Annotated in this window: 16 protein-coding genes; 8 read left to right on the top strand and 8 right to left on the bottom strand. The window is 69.7% G+C overall.

From position 1 onward, the window contains the following. From GA0115259_RS01285 to GA0115259_RS41400, 5 genes are all read right to left on the bottom strand, one after another. Positions 1-1,202, bottom strand: a 1,202-nt coding sequence (locus GA0115259_RS01285) for an MSMEG_0567/Sll0786 family nitrogen starvation N-acetyltransferase (protein ID WP_256097868.1), incomplete at its 3' end; no start/stop codon positions are given. Then, on the bottom strand, positions 1,172-2,332 hold the full coding sequence (locus GA0115259_RS01280) for an MSMEG_0568 family radical SAM protein (RefSeq protein WP_256097867.1): 1,161 nt from the start codon (positions 2,330-2,332) through the stop codon (positions 1,172-1,174). The genes GA0115259_RS01285 and GA0115259_RS01280, both read right to left, overlap by 31 nt. A gap of 10 nt (positions 2,333-2,342) precedes the next feature. After that, the gene (locus tag GA0115259_RS01275) at positions 2,343-2,873 is read right to left on the bottom strand and encodes an MSMEG_0572/Sll0783 family nitrogen starvation response protein (RefSeq protein WP_093589514.1); all 531 of its coding nucleotides are present in this window, start codon (positions 2,871-2,873) and stop codon (positions 2,343-2,345) included. A 77-nt stretch (positions 2,874-2,950) separates the two neighbouring features. After that, positions 2,951-3,766 (bottom strand): amidohydrolase family protein, encoded by an 816-nt coding sequence (locus tag GA0115259_RS01270; protein ID WP_093589511.1) that lies wholly within the window; start codon positions 3,764-3,766, stop codon positions 2,951-2,953. A gap of 28 nt (positions 3,767-3,794) precedes the next feature. After that, complete coding sequence (locus GA0115259_RS41400) at positions 3,795-5,225, bottom strand: NAD(P)-binding domain-containing protein (RefSeq protein ID WP_093589508.1); 1,431 nt, start codon at positions 5,223-5,225, stop codon at positions 3,795-3,797. A gap of 356 nt (positions 5,226-5,581) precedes the next feature. Here GA0115259_RS41400 and GA0115259_RS01260 point away from each other — a divergent pair, with 356 nt between their 5' ends. From GA0115259_RS01260 to GA0115259_RS01250, 3 genes are all read left to right on the top strand, one after another. Then, positions 5,582-6,847 carry a S8 family peptidase gene (locus GA0115259_RS01260; RefSeq protein ID WP_093589505.1) on the top strand — a complete coding sequence of 422 codons (1,266 nt, stop codon included), beginning with the start codon at positions 5,582-5,584 and terminating at the stop codon, positions 6,845-6,847. Positions 6,848-7,028: 181 nt separating this feature from the next. Continuing rightward, entirely contained in the window at positions 7,029-7,790 is a 762-nt protein-coding gene (locus tag GA0115259_RS01255) for an SDR family NAD(P)-dependent oxidoreductase (RefSeq protein WP_093589502.1), read from the top strand. Positions 7,791-7,953: 163 nt separating this feature from the next. Next, positions 7,954-9,705 (top strand): class I adenylate-forming enzyme family protein, encoded by a 1,752-nt coding sequence (locus tag GA0115259_RS01250; RefSeq protein ID WP_256097866.1) that lies wholly within the window; start codon positions 7,954-7,956, stop codon positions 9,703-9,705. A gap of 16 nt (positions 9,706-9,721) precedes the next feature. On the opposite strand, the gene GA0115259_RS01245 is transcribed toward GA0115259_RS01250, so the two are convergent. Continuing rightward, on the bottom strand, positions 9,722-10,975 hold the full coding sequence (locus GA0115259_RS01245) for a M6 family metalloprotease domain-containing protein (protein WP_107469124.1): 1,254 nt from the start codon (positions 10,973-10,975) through the stop codon (positions 9,722-9,724). 64 nt (positions 10,976-11,039) lie between these two features. On the opposite strand from GA0115259_RS01245, the gene GA0115259_RS41050 reads away from it, so the two are divergent. The 3 genes from GA0115259_RS41050 to GA0115259_RS01235 all read left to right on the top strand — a co-directional run bounded on the left by GA0115259_RS41050 (position 11,040) and on the right by GA0115259_RS01235 (position 14,066). Further along, complete coding sequence (locus tag GA0115259_RS41050; RefSeq protein WP_202449538.1) at positions 11,040-11,228, top strand: hypothetical protein; 189 nt, start codon at positions 11,040-11,042, stop codon at positions 11,226-11,228. 221 nt (positions 11,229-11,449) lie between these two features. Next, positions 11,450-12,112 (top strand): TetR/AcrR family transcriptional regulator, encoded by a 663-nt coding sequence (locus GA0115259_RS01240; protein ID WP_093589495.1) that lies wholly within the window; start codon positions 11,450-11,452, stop codon positions 12,110-12,112. A 376-nt stretch (positions 12,113-12,488) separates the two neighbouring features. Continuing rightward, complete coding sequence (locus GA0115259_RS01235) at positions 12,489-14,066, top strand: MFS transporter (protein WP_093589492.1); 1,578 nt, start codon at positions 12,489-12,491, stop codon at positions 14,064-14,066. Between the two features lie 101 nt (positions 14,067-14,167). Here GA0115259_RS01235 and GA0115259_RS01230 read toward each other — a convergent pair whose 3' ends face one another. Then, on the bottom strand, positions 14,168-14,701 hold the full coding sequence (locus GA0115259_RS01230) for a MarR family winged helix-turn-helix transcriptional regulator (protein ID WP_370746960.1): 534 nt from the start codon (positions 14,699-14,701) through the stop codon (positions 14,168-14,170). A 131-nt stretch (positions 14,702-14,832) separates the two neighbouring features. On the opposite strand from GA0115259_RS01230, the gene GA0115259_RS01225 reads away from it, so the two are divergent. Together GA0115259_RS01225 and GA0115259_RS01220 are read left to right on the top strand one after the other, a co-directional pair. Continuing rightward, the gene (locus tag GA0115259_RS01225) at positions 14,833-15,615 is read left to right on the top strand and encodes a dioxygenase family protein (protein ID WP_093589489.1); all 783 of its coding nucleotides are present in this window, start codon (positions 14,833-14,835) and stop codon (positions 15,613-15,615) included. Positions 15,616-15,982: 367 nt separating this feature from the next. Next, positions 15,983-16,978, top strand: coding sequence for a sigma-70 family RNA polymerase sigma factor (locus tag GA0115259_RS01220; protein ID WP_093589486.1), 996 nt, complete (start codon positions 15,983-15,985; stop codon positions 16,976-16,978). A gap of 177 nt (positions 16,979-17,155) precedes the next feature. Here the strand turns inward: GA0115259_RS01220 and GA0115259_RS01215 are convergent. Continuing rightward, positions 17,156-17,703, bottom strand: a 548-nt coding sequence (locus GA0115259_RS01215) for a WYL domain-containing protein (RefSeq protein ID WP_141716413.1), incomplete at its 5' end; no start/stop codon positions are given.

Below are 17,703 nucleotides of genomic sequence, written 5' to 3'. Positions count from 1 at the left end.
GTCATCGCGCGGAGTTCGTCCGTACGGCGGTGGGTGGACGAGTCCCACTGGCGGCCCCGGTAGCCCGTGCGCCAGCCGCCGCCGAGGTCCGCAGTGAGCCGTACCGCGTGTCCGGTCCGGCCGCCGCCGCCCGGCACCGGACGGTCCGTACGGCCCAGCGCGGTGACGGACAGGGCGGCAGGTACGCCGAGCTGCGTGTGCCCGCCGAGTACCGGTACGCCGTACGCCTCCGCCGCCCGCCCGAGTCCGGCGAGGATCCGGCCGGCGTGCGCCGCGTCCTTCGCGCCCACAGCGTCGAGCAGTCCGATCGGCGAAGCGCCCATCGCCGCGAGGTCGTTGACATTGACGAGGACGGAGCACCAGCCCGCCCACCCGGGATCCCGCTCGACCATGGACGGCACGATCGCGTCGCACGCGGCGATCACATCCGTGCCGGGTACGGGCGCGCCGTCGTCGCCGACGAACCCGGCGCCGCCGAGGGCGGCCGGTCCGTGCGTCAGTTTCTGAGAGGCCGGTCCTTGAAAGGCCGCGAGGAGCGGTCCGAGCGCCGACTTGGTGGCCGCCGCCTGGGCCGCGATCCGTCCGATCGGCCACAGCATCAGTACGTGCGGCACGCCCGCGACCGTGGTCGTGCGTACGGAACGCCAGCCGAGCCGCTTGAAGAGCGCCTCGTTACGAACCTGGACGGTCGCGTCGAACCGCAGGACGCCCTCGGCCTCCGCACGGGCGCAGGCCGCGCGTACCAGCGCCGCGCCGATGCCGTACGCGCCACGCGCTCGCCGGGCCACGACGAGCCGGCCGCCCTGCCACCAGCCGATGTCGGGACCGTCGCCGACCGGCCCGAGCCGTACGCCGCCCACCACGGTGCCGTCCCGGTCCTTGGCGACGAGGACGACGGTACGGGCGTCGGCGTCCCGGTCGTCCAGGTCATGGCCGGAGAAGAGCCCCTGCTCATGGACGAAGGCGTCCCGGCGCAGCCGCCGGTAGGCCGACAACTCAGCGGCGGAACAGGCCTCTTCGATACGGAAGGCGGGCTGCCGCGCCAAGGTGCTGCGGTCGCCGAGCAGCGCCAGGATGTCGAACGCGCCGTCTGTACGGTCGGCTCCTCGGCCCGCTGAACGGCCCGCCACCGCCGACGCGGGCGCGGCCGACCCGTCGAGATACATCGACATCACCCGCCCGCCGTCCTCAGCACACTGCACGCCCCGCAGGCCGCACACCCCGCCTTCTGGTCGGCGCCGCTCATCCCGGCCGCGCGCAGCTTCGCCGCGACGCACTCCGTGACGTACCGCAGTACCTCCGCGCCCGGCGCCCCGATCCCGTCACGGGCCGCGAGCGTGCCGCTCATCGGGCGGAACGGGACGACGAAGGGATAGACACCTCGGTCGATCAACCGGCCCGCACCCGCGACGAGTTCGTCCGGATCCTCTCCGAGGCCGACGAGCAGATAGGTGGAGACACGGTTGGGCCCGAAGATCCGTACCGCCTCGTTCCACGCGGCCTCGTACTCGGCCAGCGGCACGGTCGACTTGCCGGGCATCCAGCGACGGCGCACCTCGTCGTCCAGGGACTCGACATGGATACCGATGGCCGTCGCTCCGGCGTCGTGCAGTGCGTGGATCCACGCCAGGTCGCCGGGCGGTTCGCACTGCACCTGGACGGGCAGGCCGGGCACCGCGTGCAGTACGGCCCGGACCGACCGTACGAGATTGCGCGCGCCGCGGTCGGGACCCGCGGTGGTGCCGGTGGTCATGACCATCTGCCGGACGCCGTCCAGCCGTACCGCCGCCTCGGCGACCTCGGCGAGCTGCTCCGGAGTCTTGGCGGCGACCGTCGCGCCGGAGCGCAGGGACTCCTCGATGGTGCAGAACCGGCAGCGGTCGGACTCGGCGTAGCGGATACAGGTCTGTACGACGGTCGTGGCGAGCACATCGGAGCCGTGCAGCCGGGCGATCTCCTCGTACCGGACGCCGTCGCCCGTCGTCAGGTCGTAGAACCTCGGCCGGTGTACGGGAGTGAGGGAAAGCCCGGTGTCGGTCAGGATCCCGGACTCGTCGCCGAGCCAGACCTTGCCGTCGCGGACCGTGTAGGGACTGTCGGGATTGCGGGGCAGCGCGGCGTTGGCACCGTCGACAAGGACATGGCCGTCGTCGCTGGGGCCCGCGCCGTCCGGCCGCCGGACCTCGACGTCCTGACGGATGCCGCGCAGGGCGAGCTCCGCGCGGGTCATGATCCGCACGTCCACGGAGGTACCCGTCGCCGCCGTACCCGCCGTACCCGCCGTACCCGTCGTATCCGTCGTCGTACTCGTCGTATCGGTGCCAACGCTCACGACGTACCTCTCAGAGCTGGTAGGTGGAGTTGATGATGGCGCCCTTGCGGGCGTAGTGGATGATCGCGTCCTGCACATCGAGCGGATGGGTCGGGATGACGCCCTCGATCAGGTCCTCCTCACGGGCGCCGTGCAGGGAGAGGCCGAAGCGGCAGCAGTAGACCTTGCCGCCCTCGGCGAGGAAGGTCTTGAGCTGGTTGTTGATGTTGTGCTCGCCCGGGAAGGCGGAGTTGCCGACGGTCGGGAAGCCGCGTGTGGCAAGGCAGTTGAGCGAGCCTGGGCCGTAGAAGTAGATGGCCGCCTCGAAGCCCTTGCGCAGGGCGCGGGTGGCCTGGAGCACGGCGACGAAGGACACCGAGGACTCGTGGGCGATGCCGTGGACGAGGGTGAAGTAGGTCTCGCCGTCCTCGGCGCGATAGTCGGGGAAGACCTTGGTGGAGCCGTAGATGCTGGAGCCCTCGGGGAGCGAGGGATGCGGGATCTCGGCGAGGGACTTCTGCTCGACGTCGGTGAGTTCCACGGTGGAGGTGGTCTCGGACATTGCTGTCTCCTTCTTCAGTAGGGGCATGTGACGGTGGGTCAGAAAAACCGGTCGGGGTTGGTCGAGGTCGGTCGAGGTCAGTCGTAGAGCGCGGCGAATGTGTCCCGGAAGACCAGTCCGCCGAGTTCGCCGCCGCCGGTCGCCTCGGCGAGCCGGGCGTACTCGCCGGTGAAGTCGCCCCACGGCTGGTCGCTGGCGAAGAGCACCCGGTCGTGGCCGATGCCGCGGCGCTCGATCTCCTGGGCCAGCCAGCGCGGCGTGAAGCCGATGGACCAGGAGAGGTCGGTGTAGACGCGCTTGCCGGACTCGATCCAGTTGAAGAACCGCGAGCCGGCGAGCTTGATGTGTCCGCTCATCCCGCCGCCGAAGTGCACCAGATGTACGGGCACTTGATCGGCGTACCAGTCCACCAGCCGGCCGACCTCGTCGATGTCCGAGGCGGCGCCCGGTGAGGTGTGGACATGGACGACCAGTCCCTGCTGTTCGGCTGTCCGGAAGATACGGTCCAGCTGCGGGCGGCAGGCCGGGTCCGTGGGGCTGCCGCCGAGCAGGAAGCTGAGCTTGAGGGCCCGTACGCCGTCCTCTCCCGCCAGGGCGAGGGCCTGCTCGGTACGGTCGGTGTCCTCCGGGCGCGGGGAGACCCACAGCCCGGCGCGGACGCGGTCGTCGCTCTGGGCCGCCTCGATCGCCAGCTCGTTGAAGAGGAACGCGACGGCGGGATCCGGCACGCCGTAGTTGGGGATCACCAGGGCGCGTTCGGTGCCCTCGGCGTCGAGGTCGGCGAGGAACTGTTTGACGGTGGCGCGGGCGGTGGTGTCCGGGTTGACGGGCGGACCGCCGTAGAAGGGATACGCGGGGAGGACGCCGATGTGGCGGTGTGCGTCGAAGACCATGAGGGGGCTCCTGTCGGCCAGGGAGCTGTCAGCCCACTGGAAGGGCGGAGGCGACGGAGTCCGGCGCGCCGGTGAGCGCGCCGCACACGTCGGCGAGACGGCGGCTTGCGTCGATGTGGTCCGCGAGGAACTCCGCGTCCCGGCCGACGGCTTCGAAGCGTCCTGAGCCCCAGGAGTACTGCCAGGGCAGGCCCAGGAAGTACAGGCCCGGGACGCTGGTGGCGCCGCGCCGGTGCATCGGATAGCCGCGGCCGTCGAAGGCGGGTATCTCGATCCACCGGTGGTCGCGGCTGAAGCCGGTGGACCAGACGACGGAGGTGATCCCGGCTTCGGCCAGATCGAGTTCGGCGGTGTGCTCGGAGGGCTCCCACACCGGTACGTACCGTGCCTCGCGAGGCGCCTGGATGCCGTGCGCGGAGACATGGGCGTCGATGGCGTCCTTGATGGACTCGGCCACCGCGTCCGCCCGGTCCAGATTGACCTTCAGATCGTCCGCGAACTCCAGCGTGGTGCCCGCCGTCGTGCCGGTCGTACCTGGCGCGGCCTCCGTACCTGGCGTGCCTTCCCTACCGGCCGCCGCACGCGCCGTACCCGCGGTACTGGTCGTACCCGCCGCCGTACCCGTCGTGGCGCCGATGCCCGTCAGCCGCCCGTACAGACGCATTCCGTCCCGGGCGAAGGCCCGCAGGTCTATGTCACGGCCGCCGTCGCGCCCGGTGACGTAGTGGTTGACCCGCATCCGGACGGCGGCGGCATCGTCGAAGCTGTCGATGCCCTTGGCGTAGTGGCCCATCTCGTCCAGCCAGGCCACACAGTCCCGGCCCCGGTAGAAACGGGCGACGCGAGGCGCGCTGCCGACGGCCAGATGCACCTGGCGGCCCGCGAGGTGCAGATCCTCGGCGATCTGGCAGCCGGACTGACCGGAGCCGACGACCAGAACGGCGCCCTCGGGCAGCTGGTCCGCGTTGCGGTAACGGGAGGAGTGGATCTGCTCGACGCCCGCGGGCAGGCGCTCGGCCATCCGCGGGACGGAGGGCGAGTGGTACGGCCCGGTGGCCACCACCACCTGGTCGGCGGTGAACTCGCCTTCGTCGGTGGTCAGTTCGAAGCGTCCGCCGACGGCGCGCCGCAGCCCGGTCACCGGCACGCCCTCCACCAGCGGCGGCCGGAAGAAGTCCACATAGTCCTGGAGGTACTGGACGATCTCGTCGCGGACCATGAATCCGTGCGGATCGTCTCCTCGGTACGGGAAACCGGGCAGTCTGCACTGCCAGTTCGGAGTCACCAGACAGAAGGAGTCCCAGCGGCGCTCACGCCACTCGTGACCGACCTGGTTCGCCTCGACCACGACATGGTCGATGTCGCGCCGCCGGAGGTGGTAGCTGACCGACAGACCAGCCTGTCCGCCGCCGATCACGGCCACCGGATAATGGGCGCCGGCAAGATAGATCTCAGGCATGAAGTCCCTCCATGCGAGGCGCCGAGGTGGTGACACCTCGCCGCTGCTTGTAAGGACAACTTCAGCCAGCACCGATTACCGAACCGAGTCATCCGGAATAAAGCGGAGTTACGGGATCCTCACGGCGGGTGAGTCTCCGTGTACGCGGGGTTGCCTCGGAGGCAAATGCCGGGCGCTTGGGGCGGGGCGGGCTGTGGCCACCCGGGCCGGGATGAGGGATGAGCCCGAGCGGCTTGCGCCATACGGTCGGTGTCGCTCAAGTCGTGGGCGTGTCATGACCGAAGGAAGGGTGTTCGTCGCTCGCGGGCCCGGCTCGGCTCGGCCGTGGGCGATTCCCGTCCTCGCTAGGAGCATGTATGCGCTTGAGCGCGCGCTGGGCACCGATCGCCCTTCTGCTACTCGTTCCCTTGATCAGCGGCGCCGGTACGAGCGGAGGCGCCGACAGCGTCGGCGTGACGGCCGGGCCCAGGCAGGCTCCCGTTCCCGTGGAGCGTTCCGTCGACGCGATTCCCGGCCAGTACATCGTCACTGTCAAGCCCGCGTTCTCGGCGGCCACGGTGGTGCGACAGCTCGGCGTCAAGCCTCTGTTCACCTACGGGACGGTGCTGCGCGGGTTCGCCGCCGCCCTCACCGAGGACCAGTTGCGCGCCGTACGGGCGTTTCCCGCCGTCCAGGCCATCGAGGAGAACGCGCGGATCAGCGTCGGCTCGTCGTCGGCCACGGAAGCGCGGTCCATGGCGACGTCCGAGGCGCGGTCCGTACCGACAACCGTCGCAACGCCCGTGGCGAGGGCGGTCAGGGCCGAGAGCTGGGGACTGGACCGGATCGACCAGCGGAATCTGCCGCTCGACAGCGACTTCACCGTGACCGGTACGGGCCGGGGCGTCACGGCGTACATCGTCGACACCGGCATCGAGACCGCGCACACTGAGTTCGGCGGTCGCGCCACCGTCGGATTCGACGCCATCGGCGACGGGCGCAACGGACAGGACTGCAACCTCCACGGGACGCACGTGGCGGGCACCACGGGCGGCGCGACCTACGGCGTGGCGCGCTCGGTCTCTCTTGTCTCCGTCCGCGTACTGAACTGCCAAGGAAGGGGCGACTGGGCCGGTGTCATCGCCGGATTCGACTGGGTCGCGGCCAACGCCAGACAGCCGGCGGTCCTCAACGCCTCCATCGGCGGACCCGCGTCCGCGGCGGTGGACAGCGCCGTCAACGCCGTCGCCGACATGGGTGTCCTGCCCGTCGCGGCGGCCGGCAACGAGTCCCAGGACGCCTGCCGTGTCTCACCCGCCGGAGCCGCCGAGGTGGTCGCCGTGGGCGCCACCGACAACCAGGACCGCGAGGCCCGCTTCAGCAACTACGGCCGCTGCCTGACGACATACGCGCCGGGCGTCGCCATCGTCTCCGCCAAACTGGGCGGCGGCTCCAGCACGCTCAACGGCACCTCCATGGCCAGTCCTCATGTCGCCGGAGTCGTCGCCCTCCTGAAGGAGAAGTTCCCGACGGCCTCTCCGGCCGAGCTCACCCGCCGGCTCATCAGCTCGTCCACCAAGGACGTGGTCCGTCCCATCAGCACGGCCTCACCGAACCGTCTGCTCTACACCGACGGACTCTGAGAGACCCGAGGGCCGACCTCAACCGTGGAAACTCGGCGAATTCCAGAGGTCGGCCCTTCTCGCGCCACTGGCGATGCCACTGGCGATGAGTTTCCACGGGTGATGGAGTCGTTGGTGTGAACGCGTGAAACGCGTGAAACGCGTGAACAGGCGCATCGGCGATGAAAGGGAGAGCGGACCCATGCTGCTCAAGGACAAGACCGCGGTGATCTACGGCGGCAGCGGCGCCATCGGCAGCGCCGTGGCCCGGACCTTCGCACGGGAAGGAGCACGTGTCTTCCTCGCCGCCAGGACTCCGGCGCCGCTGGAGCGGGTCGCCTCCGAGATCGGGGACGAGGGCGGCGCCGTCGAGGCCGCAGTGGTGGACGCGCTCGACGAACAGGCCGTGGACGCGCACGCCGCCGACGTGGCCGCGCGCGCCGGCGGTATCGACATCTCGTTCAATCTGATCTCGCACAATGATGTGCAGGGCACTCCGCTCGCGGAGATGCCGTTCGCGGACTTCCAGCAGCCCGTCATGACCGCCCTGCGGACGAACTTCCTGACCGCGCGCGCCGCCGCGCGCCATATGATCCCTCGCCGGTCGGGTGTGATCCTGATGTTCGGCGGGTACGGCGACCCGACGCCCGAGTGGAATCTGGGCGGGCTGCAAGTGGCGTTCCAGGCCGTCGAAGCACTGCGCAGACAGCTCGCCGGTGAGCTGGGACGGTACGGAATCCGCGCGCTGACCATCCAGACGGCCGGGATCGTGGACACCATTCCCGAGGACTTCGAAGGCGGCGCGGCGGTCGTCGAGGACATCGTGCGGCGGACGCTGCTCAAGCGGGCCGCGACACGGGAGGACGTCGCGAACGTGGCCGCCTTCGCCGCCTCCGACCGCGCCCGGTCCATGACCGCGACCGCGTTCAACATCACCTGCGGCACGGTGGTCGACCGAGGCTGACCTGGACGGGCGGTCCTGGACGGGCGGTCCTGGACGGGCGGGTTCGACCGGGAGGCAGCGGTCGAGTAGCGTCGCGGCGGGCTGAGCAGCCCAACTCCCTGGAGACCCGGCCACCTGGGACTCAGCCACCTGGAGACCCAGCCGCCTGGAGAGAGGTGCCGAGGTGCCCGAGCCGCACATCCTGACCGCGCCGGGAGCGCCCTTCGCCGTCGTACGGGCCGAGAACGGTTCGCTCATGTACGCCGATGGACCGCGCACCCTGCGCGAGTTCGTGGAGGCGGCCTGGGCCTACGGCGACCGGCCGTTCCTGGTGGCGGAGAGCGGGACGTACACGTACGGAGAGTTCTTCGCCGCCGCCTCCGCGCTGGCCAACCGTCTGCTCGATGTGTACGGGCTGCGCCCGGGTGACCGCGCCGTCGTGGCCATGCGCAACCATCCCGAGTGGCAGATCGCTTTCTGGGCGGCCCAGTTGGCCGGGCTGGTCGCCGTACCGCTGAACGCCTGGTGGACCGAGGACGAGTTCACGTACGCCCTGGACGACTGCGCGCCGCGCGTTCTGCTGGTGGACGGCGAGCGGCTGCCGCGCGTGGCGCGCTGGGCCGCGCGCGAGGGCGTCCGGACTCTGGTCTTCCACCACGGCGGTGGCGACAAGGGGGACGAGTGGGACAAGGGCGAGGAGGGCCTGGGGGAGCGGATCGAGCGGTACGAGGACCTGCCCGCGCCCGATCCGTTCACCGCGCCGCCCGACGTCGAGGTACGGGCCGAGGACGACGCCACCATCATCTATACGTCCGGAACCACCGGCCGGCCCAAGGGCGCCGTCGCCACCCAGCTCGCCCAGGCCGGTGCGGCCATGAACCCGCGCTACCACGCCGCCGCCTCCGCCCTCGCGCGCGGACGGATCCCCGGGCAGGGACCCGCGCCGGTCGCGCTGATGACATATCCCTTCTTCCATGTGGCTGCGTTCACCTGCGTCTACTCGGTCATGGCCGTCGGCGGCACGCTCGTACTGATGCGTACGTGGGACGCGCGGCAGGCCCTGCGGCTGATCCGCGAGCACCGGGTGACGTACTACGCCGGTGTCCCGGCCACCGCGCTCCAGCTCCTGGACGCGGCGGAGGCGGAGTCCGAGACCGAGGCCCAGGAGGCCGAGAACGACGCGCTGGAGACGCTGAACCTGTTCAGCACCGGTGGCGCCGCCGCGCCGCCCGCGCTCGTCGGCCGGCTCACCGCCCGCTACGGCGAGCGCGTCGAGCCACGCAACGGCTACGGCCTGACGGAGACCTGCGGGGGAGTGCTGGCCGTCTTCGGCGAGGAGTACCGGCGCTTCCCGGACAGCGTGGGCCGCCCGACGCCCGCCACCGAGGTACGGATCGCCGGACCGCAGGGCGCGAGCGTGCCGGAGGGACAGGTCGGCGAGCTGTGGCTGCGCGGGCAGGCGCTCGTGCGCGGCTACTGGCACGACGAGGCCGCCACCGCCGAGGCCTTCACGCCGGACGGCTGGTTCAGGACCGGCGATCTCGCGACGACGCGCGACGGGCGGATCGCGGTGGTGGACCGGATCAAGGACATGGTCGTCAGAGGCGGTGAGAACGTGTACTGCGCGGAGGTCGAGGCCGTGCTGCACGACCATCCCGAGGTCATGGACGCCGCGGTGCTGGGCATTCCGCATCCGGTGCTGGGCGAGGAGGTCGTGGCGGTCGTACGGCTCAGAGAGCCCGCCGGTTCTGGTATCGCCGTGGACGCCGAGGCGCTGCGCGCGCATGTCGCCGCCCGTCTCGCCGCCTTCAAGGTCCCGGCCCATGTGCTCGTACGGGAGCAGCCGCTGCCGCGCAATCCGGCCGGCAAGCTCCTTAAGCGAGAGCTGCGGAGAGAGGTTCTGTCGCGGACCGAGGCTCTGTCGGACAAGCCATGAGGCCGTCGGACAAGCCTTAAGGCCGTGACACCCGCACCCTGAAGTTCCCGCCCGGCTCCTTCGCCATCACGGTGATCCGGATGTCGTGCTCGCCGTCCACAAAGGTCTCGCCCGGCAGATAGGGCGCGTCCGACAGCTCCGCGTGCACATTGGGCCGCCGGGTGCAGCCTCCGCTGTTCTCGCGGCTGTCCGCGACCGCGATCGGGCCGCGCCCGGTGTCGACCGTCGAGTCCACCCGGTAGATCAGCACACCGGGCGCGCAGACCGCCTCGTCGTTGCCCTCCGGGGTCCGTACCTCCACCGCGTAACCGGACTCCTTGGAGACCGGTACGAAGGTCACCTTGGGCCCGCCCGTCCGCGCCAGCGGCTCCAGCAGATACTCGCTGATGCCGGACACGGACGCGCAGCGGATCTGTTCGTCGTCGAGCCAGCCGAGCTTCCACTTGTGCCAGCCCAGCAGATCGTTGTTGGCGCCCCAGTCCTCGGACATGATGTCCCAGTGCCCGACCGAGCTGCCTCCGTCCATGGTGTAGAGGTCGGGCAGTCCGAAGACATGGCCGTTCTCGTGCGGCAGCACGCGGTAGCCGGTCTCGCGGTACGAGCCCGAGCCGTCGTCCTGGCGGCTGTAGACGAAGGACGTGTTGGCGAGCGGTGTGCCGTCGGCCTCGGGCGCGTCCGAGTTGCCGGAGAATGTGACGGACAGGACGGTGTCGAGCGCCGAGGGCCCTGCGTTGGGCGTGACCAGGACATTGACCAGGTCGTACGCGGCGAAGTCCACCCGGCTGTCGGCGGCGGACACGATGTCCTCGACCAGCCGGCGGTAGCCGGGCTCGTACGGCGCTCCGCGCTCTATCCCGTACGCGGCGAAGGAGAGCGGCATCCGCAGCCAGTCCGTCAGCGGGGCCTCGGCCTGGTAGTCGAGCCGCCCGTACGAACTGGTCCTGAACCACTGCGATGTCTTCGGGAAGAACTCGCCGAGCCGGTCGAGCGCCTTTCCCGGGCCTTGTGCGTCCGGGAAGTCGATCATGAGATTGAGCGCGCGGACCGTGCCGGTGGAGGGCGAGTAGCCGGGCGGGGTGGGCAGGCCCTCCGACATCTGTACGGTCGAGGTGGCCGCGATACGGCACGGAGTGAGGGAGGCGTCCCGGCCCGCGGCCACGGAGCCCGCGGAGGCGCGTGTGGGGCCCGGGAGCGTGCCGCTGGCCGTGGTCAGTGCGGCGAGGGTGAGGGCGGTGAGCCCGGCGAGGGCGCCGAGACGATGGGAACCCAGGCGGTGTCTGCCGTGGCCTCTGCCTCTGCCACTGCCGCTGTGACTGTGACTGTGACTGTCGCTGGTGGAGCCGCTGGAACTGGTGGAGCCGGTGGAGCTACTGGGACCGCTGGAGCTGCTGGAATCGCTGGACCCGCTGGAACTGTCGCCACTGGTCGCGTGGCCCGTGTTTCCGGCACTGCCGCCGGTTCTGCATATCCGACGCCTCGGCTTCATGCGGCCGCCTTCGGTCCGCGGCAGTCGGCCGTCCTGACTGCACTCCGTTCGATCACCCTCCGCCGCTCGGCGTGTCGGCGCTCGCTGGGTGCGCCCGATCGTGGGTTCTTTCCTCTGCGGAGGTATTTGTGACGCAGATCACAAGCGCGATCGAAATAACCGGGGACGGCTTCCCCGTTTGCATCTACGTCCCCAGGAAGCGGGGACGGACCGAGGACGAGAACGAAAACCGGACGAGGACTGAGAGAAGGCCCCGACGTGACCACCGCGACCACCACCGCAGGACCCGAAGCGCGCCGTGCCACACGGCCACGCGCGGACGCCCTGCGCAACCGGGAGCGGATCGTCGTGGCGGCGCGGGAGCTGTTCGTGGAGTACGGAGCCGAGGCTCCGCTCGACGAGATCGCCCGTCGCGCCGGAATCGGCAATGCCACGCTCTACCGGCACTTCCCCGACCGGTATGCCCTTATCCACGACGTCGTGCTCTTCGTCATGGCCCGCTCGGCGGACCACGCGGAGCGCATCGCCGCCGAGGAGCCCGACCCGCTCACCGCGCTGCGCATCTTTGTGCACACCGCGGCGGACGAGCGGATCGGGGCGCTCTGCCCGATGCTTTCGAGCACATTCGACCAGGCGCGTCCCGACCTGCACGCCGAGCGTGAGCGCCTCGAAGGCGCGGTCGAGGGGATGATGGAGCGGGCGCGGCAGGCGGGACGGCTCCGCAAGGATGTCGCCGTCGGCGATCTGATGGTCGCGCTGTCCCAGCTCACCCGTCCACTGCCCGGTACCGGCTGCGTCAATATGGACCGGTTCACCCACCGGCATCTCCAGCTCTTCCTCGACGGCCTGGAGGCACCCTCCCGGTCCGAACTGCCCGGCTCGGCCGCGACCCTGGAGGATCTGCGCCGCGCCGCTCCGTGACGCGCCCTGAACCATGAACTCCGGCCCCGGAGGCCCAGCCCGGCGGCCGAGAACCGAAGCCCCTACGGGCCGCCCGGCTGCCCGGGCGGAACCGGCCGCCGCAGAACATCCGCACCGGCGCGGAACGTCCCGTGGCGCCGTCGCCCAGCGGGCGTCCGAGCGATCCCGTATCCCGTCCGGTAGCCCCGTACCGACGGTTTCGGAAGCACTCCCTCACATCCGTCAGCTCTCGGAACCCTCAGATCCGTCTGTCCATCACTCGGTCACCTGATGGCTCCGGTGACTCCATGACCTCGTAAGTCCGGCAGCGTCGCCTGTACTTACGTACCGACTTACCGACATTTTCGTCTTTCCGCATCCTTAGGTGGATACCTCCATGTCAAATTCAGCCGCCTCGGCCGAACCGGCCGCGCAGTCCTCGCCCTCGCACTCGTCCGCCTCGTCCTCCGGAGCATCACAACCCGACCCAGGCCGGTGGAAAGCGCTGGTCTTCATCGCCCTCGCGCAGCTCATGGTCGTGCTCGACGCGACGATCGTGAACATCGCGCTGCCCTCCGCACAGCAGGACCTCGGCATATCCGACGGAAACCGCCAGTGGGTCATCACCGCCTACGCCCTCGCCTTCGGCGGTCTGCTGCTCTTCGGCGGCCGTATCGCCGACCTGTGGGGACGCAAGCGCACCTTCGTCGTCGGTCTGCTCGGCTTCGCCGCCGCGTCGGCGCTCGGTGGCGGTGCCACCGGTGAAGCGATGCTGCTCGGCTCCCGCGCGCTCCAGGGCGCCTTCGGCGCGCTGCTCGCGCCCGCCGCGCTCTCGCTGCTCGCGGTGATGTTCACCGACGCCAAGGAGCGCGCGAAGGCGTTCGGCATCTACGGAGCCATCGCCGGCGGCGGCGGCGCCGTGGGCCTGATCCTCGGCGGTGTGCTCACCGAGTACCTGGACTGGCGCTGGACGTTCTTCGTCAACATCCCGTTCGCGATCGTGGCCGCGCTGGGCGCGTACTTCGTCATCCGTGAGCCGTCCGGCAGCCGCAACCGCTCCCCGCTGGACATCCCGGGTGTCGTGCTCTCCACGCTGGGCCTGGTGTCGCTGGTCTACGGCTTCACCCGCGCCGAGTCCCACGGCTGGTCCGACTCCATGACGATCTCGCTCTTCGTCGCCTCCGTCGTCCTGCTGCTGGCGTTCGTCGGTGTCGAGTCCAGGGTGAAGTCCCCGCTGCTGCCTCTGCGCGTGATCGCCGACCGCAACCGCGGCGGTGTCTATCTCTCGCTGGGCCTCGCCATCATCGCGATGTTCGGTCTCTTCCTCTTCCTGACCTACTACCTCCAGGTCGTGAAGGACTACTCGGCGCTCAAGACCGGTTTCGCCTTCCTGCCGATGATCGCGGGCATGATCACGGGCTCGACCCAGATCGGCGCGCGGCTGATGACGCGGGTGGCGCCGCGGCTGCTGATGGGCCCCGGCTTCGTGGTCGCCGCGCTCGGCATGCTGCTGCTGACGCAGCTGGAGATCGGTTCCTCGTACGCCGGTCTGATCCTGCCCGCGCAGCTTCTGCTGGGCCTGGGCATGGGTACGGCGTTCATGCCGGCCATGTCGCTCGCCACCTACGGCATCGAGCCGCGGGACGCGGGTGTCGCCTCCGCGATGGTGAACACCTCGCAGCAGGTGGGCGGCGCGATCGGTACGGCGCTGCTGAACACGATCGCGGCCTCGGCCACGACCGCGTACGTGACCTCGCACGCGGCGACCACGAGCAACCGCCAGCTCCTTGAGCTGCGGGCCATGGTGGAGGGCTACTCCAGCGCGATCTGGTGGGCGGTCGGCATCCTGGCCGTCGCCGCCGCGATCGCCCTGACCTTCATCAACACCGGCCGTCCGGACTCCTCGCCGGTCGCCTCGGGCTCCGGTGCCGAGAACGCGGAGGACGCGGCGAAGGTCCCGGTCGTCATGCACTGACGGCCGTACGGCTACAACGTCGGCCGTCGGTACGTACGAATAGTCGGTATGTGCGAATAACCGAAGAAGCGAAGAACGGATCTGCCCTGGTGTCCCGCGGTTCAGCGGCGCCAGGGCAGATCCGCGCCCGTACCTTCCGGCTGAAGTCCCTCCGCCATCACCTGCATGATCTCGCCGAGCTGCTTCACCTGCTCCGGGCTGAGCCGGTCGAAGATCGCCTGGCGTACGGCGGCGACATGGCCCGGCGCGGACTGCTTCAGCACCTCGTTGCCCTGGTCCGTCAGAAAGGCGTTCTGTCCGCGCTTGTCGGAAGGACAGTCCTCGCGCTGGACCCAGCCGTGCTGCTCCAGCCTCGCCACCGCATGGGAGAGCCGCGACCTGGTGATCTTGGCGTCCTTGGCGAGCTGAGTCATCCGCATACGGCGCCGCGGAGCCCGCGCGAGATGGACGAGCAGCGCGTAGTAGATGTGCGGCATCCCGGCGTCGCGCTGCAACTGGCGGTCGAGATGGTCCTCCAGCAAGGTCGTGGCCTGGAGGTATGCCTGCCAGACGCGCTGTTCCTCGTCGCTGAGCCAGCGCGGCTCCTCGCCCGTACCGGCGTCTTTGCCGGTGGATGCCGTGGTCATGTATTCCACTCTACTCATTCTTGAAAGTTAAACTAGACGGGGATAAGCTTGTATGAGTTGAATACTTGAGGTTTCAACCGAATTATGGATTGCCTTGAGCGGGACGACCGAGCCGCAGCCGACACAGTCCTGGAGTCGCCATGAACGCCGTCGTGGAGCGTATGCCCGCCCTCTATCTCTCTCATGGGGCGCCGCCGCTCGCCGACGATCCCGTCTGGCCCGCCGAGCTGGCCGCCTGGTCCGCCGCGCTGCCGCGGCCCAAGGCGATCCTGGTGGTCTCCGCGCACTGGGAAGAGGCGCCGCTCGCGCTGGGTGCGACCGGGACCGTCCCGCTTGTCTACGACTTCTGGGGCTTCCCCGAGCACTACTACGCGGTACGGTACGCGGCCCCGGGCGCTCCGGAACTCGCCGACTCCGTACGGAAGTTGCTGCGCGGCGCGGGCAGGCCCGTGGTGGACGTGCCGGACCGCGGGCTCGACCACGGCGCATATGTGCCGCTGGTGGAGATGTTCCCGGCGGCCGACATTCCCGTACTCCAGGTCTCCATGCCCACGCTCGATCCGCGCGAGCTGCTGGAGATCGGCCGCAAGCTGGCGCCGCTGCGCGACGAGGGCGTGCTGATCGTCGGCAGCGGCTTCTTCACCCACAATCTGGCGGCGCTGCGGTATCTGGGCGAAGGTGTGCCCGGCTGGTCGGCGGAGTTCGACGACTGGGGGACGCGGGCGCTGCTGGCGCAGGACGTCGATGCCCTGCTCGACTTCGAGAACAAGGCGCCGGCGGGCCGGCTGGCCCATCCCCGTACCGAGCACTTCGCACCGCTGTTCGTGACGCTCGGTGCCGCGGAGGGTGAGCTGGACCGGGGAAAGAGCGTCATCGACGGCTTCTGGATGGGTCTGGCGAAGAGGTCGGTGCAATTCGGCTGACGCCGTGCGTTGTCACTGAGGAGGGCCTCGACGGGGAGTGCCTGAGCAACCAACGAGGGGCACAGGTCGTCTTCCGGGTGGAGCGCGGCGTCGGCGAGGGTGCCGCCGAATGTGACGACCGTCACATGGAGGCGACGGTCGCGGACGGCGGCGAAGGCGCTGGGGGCAGTCGGCGGATCGGCTCTGACCTGGGCTTATGTCCCGCTCTGGGGCTTCTGTCCACCCAGGTTGGCGGCACAGGGTACTGCATGATCAGAAAATGCATGTACGCCATGGGAATTCTGTCCGGATTCCAGTCGTTGTTTCCTTCGGATGCAGGGCACCCGGAAGGGTGTCGCGACCTACTCAGTCCAGTAAGGGAGCTCGCATGGCAACCCGTGCCGTCGCCCGTCGTACCGCCACCGGCGGGACGAAAGCGGCAAGCAGTGTTCGCGCCGGAGGCGGGGAGATCGCCGACCGCGACCTGGTCGGCATGTACCTCGACGAGATCGCGCGTACGCCGCTGCTCGACGCCGCAAAGGAAGTCGAGCTGTCCCAGACCATCGAGGCCGGAGTCTACGCCCGGCAGATTCTCGACGGAGAGGTGGAGAGCGAGGCCGGTGGGGCTTCGCGGGAGGAGCTGGAGGCGCTGGTCGCCGCCGGCGAGCGCGCGAAGGACATCTTCATACGCTCGAATCTCCGTCTGGTGGTGGCCGTCGCGCGCCGCTACCCGCGCAGTGGTCTGCCGCTGCTGGATCTGATCCAGGAGGGCAATGCCGGCCTGGTGCGCGCGGTGGAGAAGTTCGACTACGCCAAGGGCTTCAAGTTCTCGACGTATGCCACGTGGTGGATCCGTCAGGCCATCACCCGCTCCATAGCGGACCAGTCCCGTACGATCCGGCTGCCGGTCCATCTGGTGGAGGAGCTGGGCAGGATCCGCCGTGTGCAGCGGGAGTTCAACCGCGAGAACGGACGGGATCCCGAGCCCGAAGAGGTCGCCGCCGAGCTGGGCACGAACCCGGCGCGGATCAACGATGTGCTGGACTGGGCCCGTGACCCGGTCAGTCTGAACATGTCGGTGGACGACGACGGCGACACCCAGTTCGGTGATCTGCTGGAGGACACCTCCGCGGTCTCGCCCGAGCAGTCCGTGCTGACGCTGCTGCGCAGCGAGGAGCTGGAGGACCTGATAGGCAAGCTCGACCAGCGGACGGCCTCGATCATCAAGATGCGGTACGGCATCGAGGACGGCCGGGAGCGGACGCTGACCGAGGTCGGCAAGCAGCATGGGCTGACCCGTGAGCGGATCCGTCAGATAGAGAAGCACGCTCTGCTGGAGCTAAAGAAGATGGCGCGGGATACAGGGTTCGACGCGGCGGCGTGAGGTCTTTTCGACGCGGCGGCGTGACGTCGCCGTCCAGTAGCCGTAGTGTCGCCCTTACTCGTACTGTCTCTTCGTACGCACCGGCCGATTCGTCGGCCCCCATAGACGAGCCCCGGCACCAACCCCCCCCAGGTGCCGGGGCTCACCTTTCTCCTTCAGCAGTGGCTTTCTCCTCCATCAGTGGCCCGTTTCTCCTCGTCCATCAGTGGCCTCGTCCTCCGTCAGTGGCCCGGTCGCTCCGTCGGCGGTCGCGGTCGCCGCGCGCAGGAGTCTGGCTCCCAGCTCGCGCAGACAATCCGTCAGCTCGGTCGGCTGACGCACCGTGAACTCGCAGTCCATGAGTGCCAGTCGCAGCGCCAGCCACTCCAGGGAGTCGGTCGTCGTGGTGCGCAGCAGGCAGGAGTCGGGGCCGGTCGGTTCGGGTACGCCGAGATAGCCCGGGAGCCGCGCCCGTACGGATTCCACGGGCGCTGCGAAGCTCACCTCCACCTCCGTCCGCGGCTGTCTCCGTGACATCGACCGCCGCAGGAACTGCGCCGCGTCTCCGGTCGGCAGCTCACGCGGGCTGAACCGGGCGCCGGTGGCGAAGGGCTCGCTGATCCGGTCGACGCGGAACGTACGCCAGTCCTCGCGTCCCAGGTCATAGGCCACCAGATACCAGCGCCAGCCGGTGGAGACGAGACGGTACGGCTCGACCTGCCGCTTTGTCTCCGTACCGTCGCCCC

The sequence above is a fragment of the Streptomyces sp. MnatMP-M17 genome (genome assembly GCF_900091995.1).
Lineage (GTDB): Bacteria > Actinomycetota > Actinomycetes > Streptomycetales > Streptomycetaceae > Streptomyces.
This window is presented reverse-complemented; position numbering and strand designations above follow the sequence as displayed.

Excerpts from the sequence above, each read along its gene's own strand:
- GA0115259_RS01275 (WP_093589514.1), bottom strand. The coding sequence starts at position 2,873 with ATGTCCGAGACCACCTCCACCGTGGAACTCACCGACGTCGAGCAGAAG.
- GA0115259_RS01270 (WP_093589511.1), bottom strand. The coding sequence starts at position 3,766 with ATGGTCTTCGACGCACACCGCCACATCGGCGTCCTCCCCGCGTATCCC.
- GA0115259_RS41400 (WP_093589508.1), bottom strand. The coding sequence starts at position 5,225 with ATGCCTGAGATCTATCTTGCCGGCGCCCATTATCCGGTGGCCGTGATC.
- GA0115259_RS01260 (WP_093589505.1), top strand. The coding sequence starts at position 5,582 with ATGCGCTTGAGCGCGCGCTGGGCACCGATCGCCCTTCTGCTACTCGTT.
- GA0115259_RS01255 (WP_093589502.1), top strand. The coding sequence starts at position 7,029 with ATGCTGCTCAAGGACAAGACCGCGGTGATCTACGGCGGCAGCGGCGCC.
- GA0115259_RS01235 (WP_093589492.1), top strand. The coding sequence starts at position 12,489 with ATGTCAAATTCAGCCGCCTCGGCCGAACCGGCCGCGCAGTCCTCGCCC.
- GA0115259_RS01225 (WP_093589489.1), top strand. The coding sequence starts at position 14,833 with ATGAACGCCGTCGTGGAGCGTATGCCCGCCCTCTATCTCTCTCATGGG.
- GA0115259_RS01220 (WP_093589486.1), top strand. The coding sequence starts at position 15,983 with ATGGCAACCCGTGCCGTCGCCCGTCGTACCGCCACCGGCGGGACGAAA.